Source organism: Pseudomonas sp. S8 (genome assembly GCF_050473925.1).
Taxonomy (GTDB): domain Bacteria; phylum Pseudomonadota; class Gammaproteobacteria; order Pseudomonadales; family Pseudomonadaceae; genus Aquipseudomonas; species Aquipseudomonas parakoreensis.
The window spans coordinates 1302749-1320096 of record NZ_JBFDVZ010000016.1 but is presented as its reverse complement, the minus strand read 5'-3'; the positions used below and the strand labels follow the sequence as shown (position 1 = coordinate 1320096).

Here is a 17348-nt window from a genome sequence, read left to right as displayed (position 1 = left end):
AGCAGTGATGTTCAGACCCGTTCTGGCTTTGATGAACCGTGCGCGATATGCGCAGAAGTTTTCACTGATTTTCGTGGTGTTCATGCTTCCGTACTGTTGGCTCTCCATCGATAAGATGATCAGCATTTACCAAGAACGACAGTCAGCCCGACTCGAGCTGCAAGGACTTGAAGCCATGAGTAAAAGTCTGTCCGAGTACAAAAAAGCCGTGGAGCTTGCGGGCCTTGAGGTTGTCGCGCGTGCTCGCAACAAACCAGACATCGCCGCGCTCATTCGAAAGCAGGCTGATTTGCTCAAACAACAAACAGATGAACTGAACCAGTGGCTGAAAAAAAGCCCGTTCTCCAATTCCCTCGTCACCTCGAATGCTCCGGCACAGATTACTGACGCTTCACAGCCTTTGAGCGTGCGATATACCGAGGGGGCCCGCGCACTTCACAAACGCCTTGTTACTATCAAGGAAATTGCCGCATCGGCGCGCCTCACTCATGATGACGACCCACTTGTCTATCGCAATATGGCGCTGTTGCTCGACGAAATCCTGCCCCTGTATCAAGTGCTCGCTCAGACCCAAAGTTACGCAGGCTATGTCACTGCATTTGGCTATCTTGACTCGTCCACGCAAGCCACCGTCCTTAACCAACTGAACAATTTCGACCGGTTCATTCAGGCCGAAAACAACGGGGCGGACAATGCTGATACACAATTGCTCATTGCCAGTGCGGCCCAAGAAGCTGAGTCCAGATACAAATCAAGCATCATTGATCCCTATTCGATAACAGGCTCGGTCTACCAGAAGCTGATGGGCACATGGCTAGAGCGGTTCAACGATTACGCGCCTTTTCTTGCGAAGCTTGACCAAGCGATGGAGTCAGTGTTCGCACAGGCCGACCAAAAACTGCATGAACGCTTGGCTAAATGCCAAAACAAACTGATGCTCTGGGGTTTTGCGCTCACGGCAACAGTAATGGTGATCATTTATCTGTTCATCGGATTCTACCTGTCCGTTGGCCGGGCCATCCGCGAACTCTCAGGCGCGACGCGTCTCCTTGCGCAAGGCGATCTACGCCACGGGATAAAATCGTTGGGGAGTGACGAACTGGGCGACCTCGCACGAGACTTCAACCTCATGCAAGCCCGTATGCGCGAACTGATATCCGAAGTGAAAAACTTTTCCTTTTCAACACAGGACAAGGCGGTACATGTCAGCGAACATGCACTCTCATCTCACAAAAGCATAGAACAGCAAGCTGTCAGGCTAGAGTTGATTGCAGCCTCAATGGTGGAGTTGGTCCGTAGCGTACAAGAGGTCAGCGTCAGTTCCCATACAACGGCCGACAAAGCTAGCCTGGCAGGTCAGAAGTGTCGCGACGGTACCGTCCAGGTTGGCCGGGCAGTGACGGGAATCAATAATCTGTTCCAGGAACTGAACGACTCAATGATTTCCATACAAGCGGTGGAAAGCGAAAGTCAGGCCATCTCAAAAGCGGTAGGACTCATCAAGAGTGTTTCCGAGCAGACAAACCTGCTCGCACTCAATGCCGCGATCGAGGCAGCACGTGCTGGTGACCAGGGTCGGGGATTTACGGTGGTCGCCGATGAAGTGCGTAGCCTGGCGATTCACTCCCATAAGCTGACGGGCGAGATCCACGCTAACATTACCCGGTTGCAACACGAGGTACTCAACGCGGTCTCGATCATCCGCAGTTGTCATGGCAACGCATCTACAACGGTGGAGGAGGTGTCCCGGGCAGCCGGCTACTTTGATGACATTACCTGCGGTATGGCGCTCATCATCGATCAGAATATTCAGATTGCTTCAGCTACTGAGGAGCAGGCGAATGTTGTGCAAGACGTTGAGCAGAATACGTTAGAGATAAAAACGCTGAGCGAGTCCACGGCAGGGCAGACACTCAGCACGGTCAATATCAGCAATCAGGTTGCTGATATGACACGTGATTTGCACGGGCTAATTGCCAATTTCAAGGTGTAAGTGAGCTGCCGGTGTTGTTTTACCGAGCGTCGTGAAACCTGGGCAATACGTACTCGGCAATTTCTTCAATCACCTCGGCAACCGGGCGCGTGTTGTGACGAAGATGCAGGCCTACGTGTTGCACACCTGCTTCACGCAGTGCTTCCAATTCATCAATGAGGGCCATCCTTCCGCCTCGTCCGCCGAAGCGCACGGGTTTCATTGGCGAATGAGGATCGGCTTCAAGGTGCAGGTGCAGGAACGTGATGTAAGGCTTGTCGCCGCCGACTTCTCGCCACAGCCCGACACGCCGGCGATGTTCTTGCGCTGTTCCGGGGTAAGCGAGCCAGCCATCCATGTGTTTTCCTATCCACTCGGGTGATTGCTGACCAAGCCCGGCGACGAGCAGGGGAGCTTGTTCCTGGCGCTGTGGCAGGAGTTGAACACCTTCAGGCAAGCGTCCGTTGCCCTGACTTTTGAGCAGTTCTACAGCGCTGCGAAAGTGTGCTCCTCGCTGGTCGTAATCGACACCGAACAGCGGGTATTCCATCGGACGGTCGCCACTGGCCACTCCCAGCAGCAGACGACCATCGCTCAGTTCGTCGATGCTGTTGGCAGCTTTAAGAGTCAGCCACGGTTGTCGAAGCGGCAATACGACCGCCGCAGTGCCCAGCATGATGTTTTTGGTAATACCAGCCAGATAGCCCAGGTAGGAAAAGGCCTCGAATACTTGCGCTGCATCTCCGAAATGCGGGTCGTACATCGGAACATCCCGCACCCACAGTGCTCGAAAGCCGCTGCTGTCGGCCAATTGCGCCAGTTGTGCATGTTGCTTGAGGTCAGGGACGCCGAAAGGACGATCCTCCGCTATACGCAGGCGCTGGCCTGTTGTCGACCAGTCATTGTCCAGTGGCAGTTCCAGGCCGAGGGAAAAGTCTCCCGGGCCAAGCAATCGTTGAAAGTGCGAGTTCATCAGATCTCCTGCGCCTTATGTGATACCAGGCAACGTAATGTGTGAATGCCGCCAGTATCGGCCGCTCCCCACTGGAGAAAAATGTGTCAACACGCACAAGAGTCTTGAGCAAAACGCACGATTGATATGGATGCTGTCGTTGCCTGAATGGAGGTCAATGCCGGGGGCCTTGATGGCTCTGAAACATGGCTAGAGCCAGTGCTTGCCCATCATGAGAAAGAAAGGTAGCCGCTCCCTCTGCTGCACCTTTGGCAGATGCGACCACACGGTCAAACATCATTCGTTCGTACTCTGCTACGGCGTTATCGGACGAACGACGCTTGATCAGCAAATCCGCGAGTTCGGCGGCGTCAAGCATGGCGTTATTCACACCGTCGCCACCAAACGGCGACATTACATGAGCTGCATCACCGATCAGGGTTAAGCCTGGACGATGTACCCAAGAATGGCCCGTGGGCAGGGCAAAAATCGGGCGAACGGCGAAGTCATCGTTACAGGCCCGGAAAAGACCCAGAATATTCTCGGAGTACCCGGCGAACTCTTGAATCAATCCCCCGCGCACGGCGCGTGCTGATTTGAAGTCAAATTTCCTCTCGACCCACCCCATCGGCACGCGAAAGATTGCATACCCACGGACATGGGCATTGCCATTTCGCTGGACTATGAGGGCCTTGCCATCACCTTGTACATTCAACATTCCACGGCCTACCAACGTAGCCAAATCAGGATGCAAGCGGTCAATATCATCGATGCCAAACTCTACAAAGCACAGCCCGCTGTATTGCGGCTCGTATGTCGAGAGGTAAGGCCGCACACGTGACCAAGTGCCATCGGCGCCGACCACGCAATCAAAAGGACCCTCGTTACCGTGGCCGAACGAGAGGTTCCAGCAGTTGCCCCCGGCTTCCTCCAATTCCGACAATGCACAGTTCCAACGAATCATCGTCGCTGGCAAAGCGTCCAGCAGCAGAGAACGCAGAGCTGTGCGATCCACTTCGGGTCGATTGCCGTCACTGGGGTTTTGATCATCGAAAAGCAGCTGCCCGTTCTTGGTCAGGAGCCGCATGCCTTGATCTTCGTAGCGGGCGACAGCTTGAAATTCATTTCTCAATCCGGCGCGTTCAAGCGCCAGCAACCCCGAGTCCTCGTGCAAATCGAGCGAACCACCTTGAGGCCGTGAAAGTGGGTGAACATCCCGCTCGTACACAGTGGCGACAATACCGTGCAAGTAAAGAATGCGAGCCAGCGTCAGTCCGCCGGGGCCTGCGCCAATGATCGCAATGCGTGGATTTGAATGCATGAAAGCCAGCCATTAAGATAGGTGCCTATACATTTAATATAGGTGCCTATGCATGTCAAATGTGTTGGATAAAAACCCCATGAGGCTGATAGGGATGGTGTCTAGGAGCTTTTCGCGCCTGGTCGACTTACCGCTTCGAGAACTTGGCCTTACCGTCAGCCAATTGCCCGTATTGGTCACACTCAAAAACTTCGGAGCGATTTCACAGGGAGAATTGGCCCGAGCCGTTCGAGTCGAGCAACCCAGCATGGCGCAACTGCTCAGTCGTATGGAGCGTGATGAGTTGGTTCAGCGTGTACTCGATCCTGCAGACGGCCGCAGTCGGCTGATCTCGCTGTCAGCACTGGCAACATGTCAGTTGCCCAAAGCCAAACGAGTGATGGATCAGACATGCAGCCAGGCGCTTGAGGGTTTAAGTGCTGAAGAACAAATGCTATTGCACAAATTGTTGCTGAAAGTGGATGCCAATCTAAACCGGGCCTTGGAGCACATTCAGCAAGCGAATAAATGAAGGTGCTTCCCCTCAAAAGGTTTTTTGAGCAATGACGGGATGCTTGTGTTACCAGTCCGAATGACTGAAGTCCCTACGCGCTGCTGATTGCGATCACATTGAGGTTAAGGTGCCGGCAGATTGTATCGCGACGGTGTATCGAGGTTTTTAAAGTACTGCACGGCATATTCGACGAACGTCTTTACGCGCGACGGTAGCTTTTTCCCCCCCTCGGTCAGCAGATGAAAACCGGTGCTCGGGCATTGATAGTCTTCAAGCAATGGGATCAACCGTTTGGCGTGTAGGTCATCTGCCACCTCCCAGACTGACTTCCAAATGATCCCTAGGCCTTGCACTCCCCATTGACGCAACGTGAATCCGTCATTGGCCATCCGGTTACCCTTGACCTGAATGGTCGTCGGCACCCCTTTGTCCATAAATTTCCAGCGATCAAGCGTGAAATCCGCACTCAGGTGTACCAGGCAGTTGTGATGCTGCAGATCTTCAGGGGTGCGCGGTGCACCGTGCTGCTGAAGATATTGTGGAGAGCAGCAAACGATATGGCGGTCCACTCCGAGTGAGCGGGCGATAAGTGAGCTGTCCGGAAGGTCGCCGAACCTGATCGCAATGTCTGACCCGGACTCAACAAAATCCAGTACGCGGTCAGTGAGGAAAAGGCGAATGACGATATGAGGATTTTCGCTGATAAAACTGTCGACCAACTGGCTGATCCACTGCCGGCCCAGATCGGTAGGGCACGTCAGTCCGATGGTGCCAAGTACATCACTGTGGCCGTTTTTGATGATGCTGTCGAGGGTGTCGACCTCTTCAAGAATTTTCCGGGCGTTTTCAAACAACAGTTGCCCTTCGGCGGTAGGGCTCAGGCTTCGCGTGTTGCGCTTGAGCAACCGCAATCCATAAAAGTCCTCCATCGCCTTGAGTCGACCACTCATGGCCGCAGGTGACAGGCCCATCTGCCGACCCGCTGTTGAAAGGGAACCTGTCTGAACGACGAGGCGAAATAGCCGCATGTCTTGCAATCGATCGACCATGGGAATCTTGTCTCGTGGAAGTTGTTTTTGTTTTCAGAAAAGTATCAGTCAATTATTCAGTAAAAACCACAAATTCAAAGTGAAAGCGAAAAGTCGTTGTGATACGCAAGTGCTTTGGGACGGGGCTTTGAGTACGCCTGTGAAGCGAATTCAAATATGTTTGTTGTTAGGTTCACCTTTCGGCATCAGTGAATAGTCATTTCCCTAAAATCGAATAGAAAAGTCCGATTGATTGTTAATAATGCAAGTCAGTGCCTGTGAGTCACAATAAAAAGAGGGTTTATGCTATGCGTGTTCAATATCAAGAGACCGCCCCTTCAATAGACCTGGCCGGTCAGTTCAAAATGGCAATGGGCCGCTTCGCCTCTTCAATAACCCTTATCACCACACTCGATGATGACGGTCAGTCCCACGGCTTGGCCGCGACTGCCTTTTCCTCGGTATCGATGGACCCCGCCTCGGCACTGATCTGTGTTAACCGCACCGCCAGTGCCTCGCCGATCATCAAGCGTTCCGGGCTCTTCTGCGTGAATATGCTGCAAATTCAGCATGAGCCGATCTGCAAAATCTTCAGTCAACCCGATTTGCGCGAACGGCGATTCGTGGAAGGCGACTGGCGCACCGGCGTGCATGGCATCCAGTATCTGACCGATGCACAGGCGGCGATTTTTTGCGAAGTCGTGCAGGAGATAGAACACGGTTCACATACGGTGTTTATAGGAAACGTCATAGATGTGATTACGCAGCCATTGGAAGAGCCTCTCCTCTATATGGGAGGCCGCTATCGGCAGCTCGGTCACTAAGTCGTAATTGATGCACTGCTCGATCTTATAACAATTAAATAAGAAGTGGATGTGGGTATGAACAACCAGTTGTTGGCAAAGGCACGACTCTCCGGAGCAATTCCAAAGTGGATTGGTCTGGAATCCAGTATCGCTGGCCCTATGGTCGGCCTGTTGTTGTTATGTGCGGTATTGACCTTCTTTACCGATAGCTTTCTGACCCTGAGCAACTTGCTTAATGTACTGGATCAAGTGACCGTACTGGGCATCATGGCCTTGGGCATGACCCTAGTGATTTTGATCGGTGGTATCGATCTGTCCGTGGGGGCCGTGCTGGCGGTGGCGATCATGGTCATGAGCTGGCTCGAACAGGTCCTGGGCCTGCCAATGTGGGCGGCCATGCTTGCTGCGATCGCCGTGGGTGCAGCGTGTGGTTCGACAACCGCCTTACTGGTCGTGCGAGCGGGCCTGCCTTCATTTATTGCAACACTCGCGATGATGTCGGTCGCTCGTGGTTTGGCCTACATGGTCACAGACGGTGCTCAGGTCAGCGGTTTCCCTGAGTGGTTCAGCAATCTCTCGGTGATTCGTTACGGGGGTGTGCTGTCGCTGACGGTCACTTGCTTCGTGGTGCTGGCGCTGGTGTTTTGGTTCGTCCTCAAATTTACGGTCTCAGGACGAAGTCTGTATGCCATCGGTGGGAGCAGCAAAGTGGCCAAGCTCGCCGGCATCCGGGTCAAGGGGTACACCAGCGCGGTGTACATCATCTCCGGCATCTGCGCGGCACTGGGCGGCATCATCATGACGTCGCGTCTGGACACTGCCGGCGCCGGCGCAGGTGTCGGTTATGAACTTGATGTGATTGCCGCCGTTGTGATCGGCGGAGGCAGCCTGAAAGGCGGTGCAGGCAGCGTGGTGGGCACAATCATCGGCGTGCTGATCATCGGCGTCTTGCGCAACGGCTTGAACTTGGCGGGTATTTCTCCTTTCGTCCAGCAAGTGGTCATCGGCGCGGTCATCGCGTTCGCGGTAATGCTCGATTTACTCAAGCGCAAGACTGATTGAGTCCGGATCACGCTTCAAAAGAATCCCCGTCTACACACACGATTAGAAGGATAAAAACATGAAGCTGTGTGCTGTTTTCTCGCTACGTTTTCTGTGGTTGCCGTTGCTCGGCGGCCTGATGTCGATGACTGCTCACGCACAAAGCAAGGCGTTGGATGAAATCACTGTGGGAATGTCGATCCCCAGCCTCCAGTGGGTGTTCTATCTGATGGTTCGCGATGGTGTCATGGAGCAGGCAAGTACCCTCGGTATCAAAAATGTGCTGGTAGCTGATGCCCAGGCCGACCCGGCGCGGCAGGTCAGCCAGATTCAGGACATGCTGAGTAAAAAAATCGACGTGCTGCTCTACACCGCTACCGGCAGTGCCGCTTCGGCCGTGCCAGTGCGTCTGGCGAGACAGCAGGGTGTGCCGGTGATCTGCATTGACAACTTTCCGAAAAACGTCGAGTGCGACGCATATGTTTCGACGGACAACCTGGCAGCCGCAGGTGAACTGGCCCGGCAGATGATCCAGCTGACGGGCGGCAAGGCCGAAATCGGTCTGCTGCAAGGCACCTTGGGCGACTCCACTGAAGTGGCCCGTGCCAAAGGCCTGGATGCGGTGTTGTCCGAGGTACCTGAAATGAAGATCGTCGACCACAAGCCCACTGACTGGCTGCAGGAAAACGGCTTCAAGGTCGCCCAGGACATGCTGCAGAAGAACCCGAACATCAATGTGTTCATCGGGCGTTCCGATGCTCCGGCGCTGGGTGCGGCACAGGCGGTAAAAGTGGCCAACATCGATCACAAGGTCTGGGTTTTCGGTTATGACGGTTTGCCATCTGCCCTGGAGGCCATTCGTGATGGAAAAATGGACATGACCATAACGCAGCAAGCCGTGGAGATGGGGCGTACCGCATTGCGTACCGCCGTCGATCTCCAGCAAGGCAAACAGGTAACCAAGACCCAGTTGTTGCCAGCCTTTGTAACTACCCGGGAAAACGCAGCAACCTTCCTCGAGAAGCACCCGTGAGTCCGGTGAAGGAGGGCACGTCATGACAGTCATCAAGACCCACCAGGCGCCTTTGTTTCGCGCGAGCAATATCGGCAAGTCTTTCAACTCGGTCAGGGTGCTGGAAGACATCAGCCTCGACATTGGCTATGGAGAAGTGGTCGCTCTGCTTGGCGAAAACGGCGCGGGAAAATCCACCTTTTCCTCGATCGTCGCCGGAGCGCTGACGCCATCGAAAGGCGAGATGTTTGTTGCCGGCGAACCTTATGCGCCGAACGGGCCGGGCGCTGCCATGGCGCAGGGGATCAACATGATCCACCAGGAAATCCATCTGCTGCCCGACTTGAGTGTGGCGGAGAACGTGTTCCTTGGTCATTTACCCACGCAAAACGGCATTGTTGACCGCAAGACCATGTTCCGTGAAACCGAGAAACAACTGCGCCGTCTCGGCCTGGACATCTCGCCGGAGACGCCGGTGCGCCAGCTGAAAATCGCTGCACAGCAACTGGTGGAAATCGCGCGGGCGCTGACGCTCAACTCGCGGCTGTTGATTCTCGATGAGCCCACCGCCGCGTTGGGCAAAGACGAAACCGAACTGCTGTTCAAGCAGATCCGGGAGCTGAAAAAGGAAGGCGTGTCATTCATCTACATCAGCCATCGCATGGACGAGATTGCGCGGATCGCTGACAAGGTAGTGGTGATGCGCGACGGTCACCTGATTGCGCGGCACGACAGCGGTTCGGCTGATGTCGGCGTTCTGGTCTCGCAAATGGTGGGGCGCCCGATTGATCGCCTGTTTCCGGAATTACCCATCCCTGGGGAGAAGGTGGTTTTGAGCGTCGAGCAACTATCGGACAGGGCGGGGCGTTTTCACGATGTGTCGTTTTCAGTGAAGGCTGGGGAGATCTTCGGTATTGCCGGCATTGTCGGCGCCGGACGTACCGAACTGGTTCAGGCGATTGCCGGATTGAGCGCACTGAGTACTGGCAAAGTAATGCTCGGCGATCGAACGCTGCCCGCCAACAACGTGCTGGCGGCGATTGACGCCGGCATCGTGTTGATCCCGGAAGATCGAAAATCCGAGGGCGTAGTGCTGAATCAGACGATTGCCGAGAACCTTGCGTACTGCAATCTGGATAGCCTCAGCTCCTGTGGAGTAATTGCCGGACACCGGGTAGCGGCATTCGCTCGTGAACGCATCGCGACCCTGGGGATCAAGGGCGTAGCGGGGCAGATACTCGAGAAGTTGTCCGGCGGTAATCAGCAGAAAGTAGTGATTGCCAAATGGATCGCTCGCAATCCGAAAGTCATCATCCTCGATGAGCCGACCCGAGGCATCGACATGGGCGCACGGGCGGCGATTTACGAACTGATCATTGACCTGTCGAAAACCGGTGTGTCGGTGATTGTCGTCAGTTCCGACTTGGAGGAAGTCATCGGATTGTCCCATCGGGTGATGGTCATGGCTCGCGGTTGCTCCCAAGGCATCCTGCATCGGCCGCAGATTGCCCCTGACCGCATCATGACGCTGGCCACCGCGTGATGACCGAGAATCTTCGAGGAACATCTAACATGTCGTCACCCTATCAGGCATTGCCATACCGGCCTTTTGCCGAGCTTCTTGATTTATCCGGTAGAACCGCGGTGGTTACTGGTGGTGGCAGTGGTATCGGCTTCGCCATCAGTCGCCGACTGGTGGAAGCCGGGGCCAACGTGGTGATTGGAAGCCTTGCGCCGGAGCGCAGTGGGGAGCTGGTGGAGGCTGGTTTTCCCGTGACGTTTCAAGCAACCGATGTCAGCCAACCGGCGGATATTCAGAGGCTGGCGGACACCGCTGTCGAGCGCTTCGGCAGCGTGGATATATGGATCAACAACGCAGGCATCTATCCGCTCAAGGCCATTGACGAAGTCGATGCGGACTTCTGGGACGGGCTGCACTCGATCAATACGCGAGCGGTATTCGTGGGCGCGCAGGTGGCGCAACGGCAGATGCGCAGGCAGCGGAGCGCTGGGGCGATCGTCAACCTGTCGTCGATTTGTGGTCACAGGCCCATGGCCAATCACTGTACCTACGACACATCTAAAGGCGCGGTCATGGCCATGACTCGCAGCCTCGCGAAAGATCTGAGCGCCTTCAATATCCGGGTCAATTCGGTGTCGCCGGGGCTGACCGCGACACCCGGCAATCTGGAGCCGGAACTGCTTGAGCAGCACCGCAAAAACAACGTGCTGGGCAACATCGCCCTGGGCCGCGCGGCGGAACCTTGGGAGATCGCCGATGCGGTGCTGTTCCTGGTTTCACCGCTGTCGTCCTATGTGACCGGAATTGATCTGCTGGTGGACGGCGGTTGGTTGTTGCACGGAAGTTAAAACACAGGTCAAGCACTTGAGGGTGAGTTGCAGGCGTTAAGTGACGCCTCACTTCCCCGGAATTTAACCCATTCCTTGAACGTTGCGACTTGCAGCGCCGGCATTGGCACGCCTGCGAAACGAGCGCTCGTCATAAAAACGGTGAGTTGTGAAAACTGTTCGCAACGCGCCCATCACTCAACGCAGCAGGAGAACGACATGAAACTCGCCATGTTCATGCAGCCACTTCATCACAAGGGCTGGGACTATCACGAGATGTACGATCAGGATATCGCCTGCGCTGTCCATGCTGACAGCGTCGGTTTTGATGAACTCTGGGTCGGTGAACACACGTCACAGCGCACCGAGCCGATCACCAACGCGCTGCAATTTCTGTCCACCCTGATTCCGCTGACTCAACGCATGAAACTGTGCACCGGTGTGCTGAATTTGCCGCATCATTTCCCGGCGCGAATTGCCGCCGATGCTGCGATGTTCGACCATATGTCCAAAGGGCGCTTCATCATGGGCATTGGCCCTGGCGGGCTCGCTTCCGACTTCGAGGTGTATGGCAGCAACGGTAAGGACCGTGGGCAGATGATGGTCGAGTGCTACGAGATGATACGTGCAATCTGGAACTCGAAAGCGCCCTATGATTTTTCCTCAGAGCACTATCAGGTCAGCCTCAAGGACGCGGTGCACCACGATCTGGAAATCGGTTACATGCCGACGCCTTTTCAAAAGCCGTTTCCGCGCGTGGCAACCACGGCCATGAGTCCGTTTTCCGGCACTGCGAAACTTGCCGGTGCCAAGGACTGGGACCTGATGTCCGCCAACTTCAACCCGACCGCCACGGTTGCCTCCCATTGGCTCGCTTACTGTCAGGGTGCCGAAAGCGCAGGTATCAAAGCCGACGCCAATAACTGGCGTGTGGCTCGTTCGGTGTTCGTTGCCGACTCCCAAGCTCAGGCCGAGGACTATCTGGCGCAAGAGAGCTGCACGCTGCGACGCTACTTCGATTACATGATCGATAACCTTGCCACCAACCATTACACCAAGATCTTCAAGACCCGCCCCGACATGACCGACGAGGAAGTCACGGTCGACCATTGCATCAAGGAAATGGTGATTTACGGCGACGTGAATTCCGTCACCGAGCAACTGGTCGCGTTCAGTGAACAGACTGGACCGTTCGGTACGTTGATGACCACTTTCCACGAGTGGGATGACGAAGCGCTGTGGCGGCGATCGATGCAACTGACTGCGCAGCAAGTCATGCCTCGCCTCAACGATTACATGACACCTCGTTTGAAAGCGCAGTGATCGCCTGATTGCCGTGGGCTTATGTGTGGCCGCATCGCAGGTGCGGCCAAAATTCTGCTAATGCGCCTGGATACGACATATGACTGATTTGACAGATATCCGCGAAAGCGCGGATCAAGCCTTTGAATTGACCGAAAAGGAGTTGGCTCGCCTGCGGGAAAAAGCTCAATTCATCCGTCTGGAAACCATCCGGCTGATCGAGATCGCCAAGGTCGGCCACTACACTTCGGTATTTTCCGCTGCCGAGTTGTTCGCTGCGTTGTATTACGACGTGATGGAACTGCGATTCGGTCAGCCGAAGTGGCCCGACCGCGACCGTTTCATGATGGGCAAAGGACACGCCGCCGTCGGCTTGTTTCCGGTGTTGGTGGAGTGGGGCTTCTTCGCCAAAGACATTCTCGACAACTACACGCGCCTCGGCAATCCCCTGGGTGACCACCCTGACATGCGCAAAGTCCCCGGCGTGGATTTTTCCTCAGGTTCTATCGGTCATGCTCTGTCCGGCGGTTTGGGCATGGCTCTGGCCGGGCGGATGCTGGGCAAATCATTCACCACTTACGTGATGCTCGGCGATGGGGAAATGCAGGAAGGGCAAGTGTGGGAGGCGGCACTGTCGGCGGCTCACCACAAGACTGCAAACCTGGTGGCGATCATCGACCGCAATGGCTATCAGCTTGACGGCAACGTTGATGATGTTATCGGTATCGAACCATTGGCGGACAAGTGGATTGCGTTCGGCTGGGAGACCCATGTGGTAGATGGCCATGATCTCGCTGCGGTCACGAGCCTGTTGCGTCGCCTCAAAGCCGATACGACACGCACGCAACCGGTATGCGTCATTGCCAATACGGTCAAAGGCAAAGGGGTTTCCTACATGGAGACTGAACCAGGTTGGCACCTGGGGTATCTCGATCCCGAAGATGCACAACGTGCAATTGACGAAATCAAAAGCAAGGTGATCTAACCCATGAATACCGCACCTCTGTCGAACAACTCCTGGCAGTACCGGGAACTCAATAGCCAGACACCGAGCCTGAATGCCTTGTCGGATGCCTTGATCGAACTGGTCGAGCGGGGCGAGCCGATCGTTGCCGGTACCGCTGACCTTCAATACTCCAACGGTCTTTCAAAGTTCGCCAAACTGCATCCAGAGAAATTCGTGCAGTTCGGTATTTCCGAACAGAACATGGTGTCAGCCGCCGCCGGCATGGCAGCGGTGGGCATGAAACCGTTTGTGGCGACCTTTGCGTCGTTTCTGCCACTGCTTTGCTGTGAGCAGATCCGTATGGACGTTGCTTATTCGGCGCTCCCGGTACGCCTGATCGGTCACCACGCCGGAATCTCACTCGGCTTTTACGGCACCTCGCACCACGCTACCGAAGACCTGGCGATCATGCGCTCGATTGCCGACATCACCGTCGTCGCACCTGCTGATGGCAACCAGCTCAAAGCTGCGATTCTTGCTTCGGCCAACTACCCACAACCGATCTATTTCCGTATCCAGCGCGGGCGCGACCCTGTGGTGTATGACACTGTTCCGGACTTTGTTTTCGGCAAGGCGACCGTGCATTTGACCGGCGATGAACTGACGATCATTGCCACCGGTTCCACGGTTCATCCGGCCCTCGAAGCGGCGCGGGCATTGAATGCCGCCGGGCGCTCGGTAGGTGTGATCGATATGACCACCATCAAGCCGCTAGACCGTGAGGCGGTACTGACCGCTGCGCGAAATAGTCGGGCGATACTGACCGTTGAGGAACACAACATCATCGGCGGTCTGGGCGGTGCCGTGTGTGAAGTGATCGCGGAGGAGGGCGTCGGCGTCAAGGTTCGCCGGCATGGTATCTACGACGAGTACAGCCTGATTGCCCCGCCAACCCATCTCTACCGGCACTACCGACTCGATGCCGCCGGCATTGAAAGTGTAGCGTTGGAAGTTCTGGGTTGATGACGTAAATCCATACCTGCGTTGTAGTGAACGCGTAGCGGTATTTCTGGCTTTCCCTTTCAGGCAATTTAAGCCTGCACGTGCGATCAGGGTGTTCATTGACGAAGACCTTGGCCGCACGTTTTTTTTGCGAGTGCTGTGTTCGGAAGGACAATTTGCACAGGTACAAAAAAGCTCACCGAAGTGAGCTTTCGAACCGCGCAGCGACGATCACCATTGGACGCCGCTTGTCTCGATCCATTGCAGCATCGACTCACGCTTTGGCGTCCAGCCCAGCAGGTTTCTGGCGTTGACGGCTCGCACACGGCTATTGGAGCCGATGGCGAAACGCGCCCAGTCTCCCAACTGAGCGATTGCCTCGTCGGCCGGCCAGCTTTGAATGGCGCCACCAAAACCGAGGGACTTGCTGATGGAGCACGCGATGTCGAGGAACGACGCTTCGCCGTTTTCTGCGAAGAACAAGGAGGCAGATGGCGCCTTTTCGATGGCCAGGCGATAGAGCTCTGCCAGATCCTCAATATGCACGTTAGACCAACGATGTACACCGGCACCGATATAAGCGCCCGCGCCATACTTTCGCGATTGCTCGAACAGCTTCGGCAGTTGATCGCTTTTCACAGGCAAACCCAGGGATTCTCCGTAAATCATGGTCGGGCAAAATACGATGCTGCGGATACCCTGTTCAACACCTGCTCGCCTTACGACCTGGTTGATATGGACGCGGTCTTTACGGATGTCCATAGGCGTAAACGGCGTTTCGTCGGTGAAAATCTCCTTGCGCTCATAAGCGCCGCGAGCATCGTCACCGACAACGCTCGAGCCCGAAGTGTGCAGCAGGACTTTCCCACTGCCGCTCAGTGCTGAAATAAAGGTATGTACCGAAGCCAGATGGTCGGAGTTAGCCGCGTTCACTACCGCGTCCGCAGCACGCGCCTGTTCGGTAAGAATGAAGGCGTCATCCAGGGTGCCGAGCACAGGGGTGATCCCCATAGCCTGCAATGCCCCACGCTGTCCCGGGTTGCGTAGCAGACCGCTGACTTCATGGCCTGCATCCACCAGGTATTTAGCTACAGAGCCGCCGATGTAACCGGTCACGCCGGTAACGAAAATTTTCACTGTCCTGCCTCCCTCTTATTTTGATTGGGCCTGGCCTTTCCTGAGCGAAAGGCGAAGCCATTCCTGAGTAAGGAATCTCATCACCATACGACGGAGGCTTTTTGTGAGCTAGACTGCTTTAACTACAAGAATCTGTGAATCAAGTTCATGCTAAATCTCAAAGACATCAATCGTTCTGGCGAAATGGAAGTGTTCACCCGAGTGGTCAATGCTGGCACTTTCTCAGAAGCGGCGCGGCGCCTGGAAATGTCTCCTTCAGCGGTCAGTAAACTGATCGCCCGTATGGAGGCACGCCTGGGGGCCCGTTTGCTGCATCGTTCCACTCGGCGACTGGAACTCACGGCGGAGGGCGAACGCTTCAACAATGAGTGCCTGCGCATTCTTGAGTTGATCGACTCCGCCGAACGGGATATCGGTAACGTGTCCAGGCCCAGCGGGCTGATACAGGTCAACGCCAACCTTCCTTTTGGTCTGCATTACTTGTTACCGCAATTGCCTGAATTTCTGGCGGCCTACCCGGACATCACCTTGAACGTGGAACTGACCGATACCGTTGTGGATTTACTCGAACGACGCGCGGATGTCGCGATACGCACGGGGCCTATGAAGGAGTCGAGCCTGGTCCAGCGTCGACTGGGTGAAAGCCGAATGATCACGGTGGCTTCGCCGGCTTACATCGCACGATACGGTCAGCCGGAAACTCTGGATGATTTGCACCGACATAATCGGTTGAGCTTTGGTTTTCATCGTCATTCGCAGGCTTGGGTTTATCGCGACGCAGCAGGCCAACGCATTGAGATTGAACCCAAGGGTAACGCGTTACTCAGTGATGGTGAGAGCATGCGTCAGGCTGCGTTGGCTGGTCTGGGTATCGCCAGACTTGCAAGCTTCCACATCAATTCCGATATCGAGTCAGGGCGGTTGTTACCGCTGCTTGAGCAATTCAACAGCGGCGAAACCGAAGCCATCCATGCGGTGTTTATCGGCCCTGGCCAGCAACTGCCTCACCGGGTGAGGGTTTTTATTGATTTCCTGCTGGAAAGGATTGCTCCACATCTCAGTTCTAAATGAAGGCAGGTCAAGTAACCACTTTCGTTTTTTGGTTAAAACAGTCTTCTGCAACCCTTGAAAGACTTCATTACGAGCCTGGGGCAAGATTTTGCCTAAAACAACAAAACAAGGCAGCTTCCATGGATTATCAACTGACTGGCAAAACCGCACTCATTACTGGCGGAGCGACAGGCATTGGCAAGGCCATCGCCCAGCGCTTCATTCTCGAAGGGGCGAAGGTTGTCATTAGCGGGTTATCGGCAGATGAAGTGAGTGCGGCGGTTGAAGAACTGGGTGACTTCAGCAAGGGACTGGTGGCCGATTTAACGGAGGAAGGTGCGGCGCAGCAGTTGGTTGATATGGCCCTGGAGGACGGTCCCATCGACTTCCTGATCAATAACGTCGGGATATTCGAAGTCAGGGACTTTTTCGAAACGGACGATGCCCAGTGGTTTCATTACTTCAACGTCAATGTCATGAGCGGCGTGCGTATGACTCGCCTGGTGATGAAAGCAATGCTTGAGCGTGGACAAGGCTCAATTGTGTTTATCAGCAGCGAGTCAGCGGTCAAGCCGCAGCCGTGGATGGTTCACTATGGAGCGATGAAAACTTGCCTTCTGGGTATTTCCCGGGCGTTGGCGGAGTTGACCAAGGGTACCGCGGTGCGGGTCAACTCGATACTGCCTGGGCCAACCTGCACCGATGCGGTCAAGCGCTATCACCAGGAAATCGCACAAGAGAAAGGCATCTCGGCTCAACAAGTAGTCCAGAATTATTTTGACGAAACCGAACCCACATCCTTGATCAGACGTATGATCGAACCCGAGGAGGTAGCCCGCAGCGTCCTCCACCTGGCAGCCTCGCCGGCGCTCAACGGCATGGCCATGCGCGTTGAGGGCGGGACCATACGCTCGGTACTGTGAGATAGGTTTCGACG

16 protein-coding genes and 1 pseudogene are annotated in these 17348 nt (G+C 55.3%); 13 read left to right on the top strand and 4 right to left on the bottom strand.

Going from position 1 to position 17348, the window contains the following annotated elements:
• Window positions 1-7: 7 nt before the first annotated feature.
• Both AB1J88_RS07205 and AB1J88_RS07200 read left to right on the top strand, forming a co-directional pair.
• Window positions 8-1138 (top strand): annotated as a pseudogene (locus AB1J88_RS07205) (HAMP domain-containing protein); the annotation flags it as partial.
• A complete protein-coding gene (locus AB1J88_RS07200) occupies window positions 1130-1993 on the top strand; it encodes a methyl-accepting chemotaxis protein (protein WP_430292671.1) in 864 nt (287 codons plus the stop codon). The pseudogene AB1J88_RS07205 and the gene AB1J88_RS07200, both read left to right, overlap by 9 nt.
• 19 nt (window positions 1994-2012) lie before the next feature.
• Here AB1J88_RS07200 and AB1J88_RS07195 read toward each other — a convergent pair whose 3' ends face one another.
• Window positions 2013-2945, bottom strand: a complete 933-nt coding sequence (locus AB1J88_RS07195; protein ID WP_041063872.1) for a TIGR03571 family LLM class oxidoreductase — start codon at window positions 2943-2945, stop codon at window positions 2013-2015.
• 154 nt (window positions 2946-3099) lie between these two features.
• The gene (locus AB1J88_RS07190; protein ID WP_430290622.1) at window positions 3100-4245 is read right to left on the bottom strand and encodes an FAD-dependent oxidoreductase; all 1146 of its coding nucleotides are present in this window, start codon (window positions 4243-4245) and stop codon (window positions 3100-3102) included.
• A 52-nt stretch (window positions 4246-4297) separates the two neighbouring features.
• Here AB1J88_RS07190 and AB1J88_RS07185 point away from each other — a divergent pair, with 52 nt between their 5' ends.
• On the top strand, window positions 4298-4756 hold the full coding sequence (locus AB1J88_RS07185; protein ID WP_430290621.1) for a MarR family winged helix-turn-helix transcriptional regulator: 459 nt from the start codon (window positions 4298-4300) through the stop codon (window positions 4754-4756).
• Window positions 4757-4860: 104 nt separating this feature from the next.
• Here AB1J88_RS07185 and AB1J88_RS07180 read toward each other — a convergent pair whose 3' ends face one another.
• Window positions 4861-5787 (bottom strand): LysR family transcriptional regulator, encoded by a 927-nt coding sequence (locus AB1J88_RS07180; protein ID WP_041063877.1) that lies wholly within the window; start codon window positions 5785-5787, stop codon window positions 4861-4863.
• 287 nt (window positions 5788-6074) lie between these two features.
• On the opposite strand from AB1J88_RS07180, the gene AB1J88_RS07175 reads away from it, so the two are divergent.
• The 8 genes from AB1J88_RS07175 (at window position 6075) to AB1J88_RS07140 (ending at window position 14245) form a co-directional block, all read left to right on the top strand.
• A complete protein-coding gene (locus AB1J88_RS07175; protein ID WP_430290620.1) occupies window positions 6075-6590 on the top strand; it encodes a flavin reductase family protein in 516 nt (171 codons plus the stop codon).
• A gap of 57 nt (window positions 6591-6647) precedes the next feature.
• Window positions 6648-7634: an ABC transporter permease gene (locus AB1J88_RS07170; RefSeq protein ID WP_041063881.1), complete on the top strand. Its 987-nt coding sequence runs from the start codon at window positions 6648-6650 to the stop codon at window positions 7632-7634.
• 58 nt (window positions 7635-7692) lie between these two features.
• Window positions 7693-8646 carry a sugar ABC transporter substrate-binding protein gene (locus AB1J88_RS07165; protein ID WP_052510573.1) on the top strand — a complete coding sequence of 318 codons (954 nt, stop codon included), beginning with the start codon at window positions 7693-7695 and terminating at the stop codon, window positions 8644-8646.
• A 22-nt stretch (window positions 8647-8668) separates the two neighbouring features.
• Window positions 8669-10168, top strand: a complete 1500-nt coding sequence (locus tag AB1J88_RS07160) for a sugar ABC transporter ATP-binding protein (RefSeq protein WP_430290619.1) — start codon at window positions 8669-8671, stop codon at window positions 10166-10168.
• Between the two features lie 29 nt (window positions 10169-10197).
• A complete protein-coding gene (locus AB1J88_RS07155; protein ID WP_052510574.1) occupies window positions 10198-10995 on the top strand; it encodes an SDR family NAD(P)-dependent oxidoreductase in 798 nt (265 codons plus the stop codon).
• Between the two features lie 198 nt (window positions 10996-11193).
• Window positions 11194-12297: an LLM class flavin-dependent oxidoreductase gene (locus tag AB1J88_RS07150; protein ID WP_222019294.1), complete on the top strand. Its 1104-nt coding sequence runs from the start codon at window positions 11194-11196 to the stop codon at window positions 12295-12297.
• A gap of 79 nt (window positions 12298-12376) precedes the next feature.
• Entirely contained in the window at window positions 12377-13261 is an 885-nt protein-coding gene (locus AB1J88_RS07145) for a transketolase (protein ID WP_041063888.1), read from the top strand.
• A gap of 3 nt (window positions 13262-13264) precedes the next feature.
• Window positions 13265-14245, top strand: coding sequence for a transketolase family protein (locus tag AB1J88_RS07140; RefSeq protein WP_041063890.1), 981 nt, complete (start codon window positions 13265-13267; stop codon window positions 14243-14245).
• A 210-nt stretch (window positions 14246-14455) separates the two neighbouring features.
• Here AB1J88_RS07140 and AB1J88_RS07135 read toward each other — a convergent pair whose 3' ends face one another.
• Window positions 14456-15361: an NAD-dependent epimerase/dehydratase family protein gene (locus tag AB1J88_RS07135; RefSeq protein WP_430290618.1), complete on the bottom strand. Its 906-nt coding sequence runs from the start codon at window positions 15359-15361 to the stop codon at window positions 14456-14458.
• 147 nt (window positions 15362-15508) lie between these two features.
• Here AB1J88_RS07135 and AB1J88_RS07130 point away from each other — a divergent pair, with 147 nt between their 5' ends.
• Window positions 15509-16432, top strand: a complete 924-nt coding sequence (locus AB1J88_RS07130; protein ID WP_041063894.1) for a LysR family transcriptional regulator — start codon at window positions 15509-15511, stop codon at window positions 16430-16432.
• A 119-nt stretch (window positions 16433-16551) separates the two neighbouring features.
• Window positions 16552-17334 (top strand): SDR family NAD(P)-dependent oxidoreductase, encoded by a 783-nt coding sequence (locus tag AB1J88_RS07125; RefSeq protein ID WP_041063896.1) that lies wholly within the window; start codon window positions 16552-16554, stop codon window positions 17332-17334.
• Window positions 17335-17348: the final 14 nt, after the last annotated feature.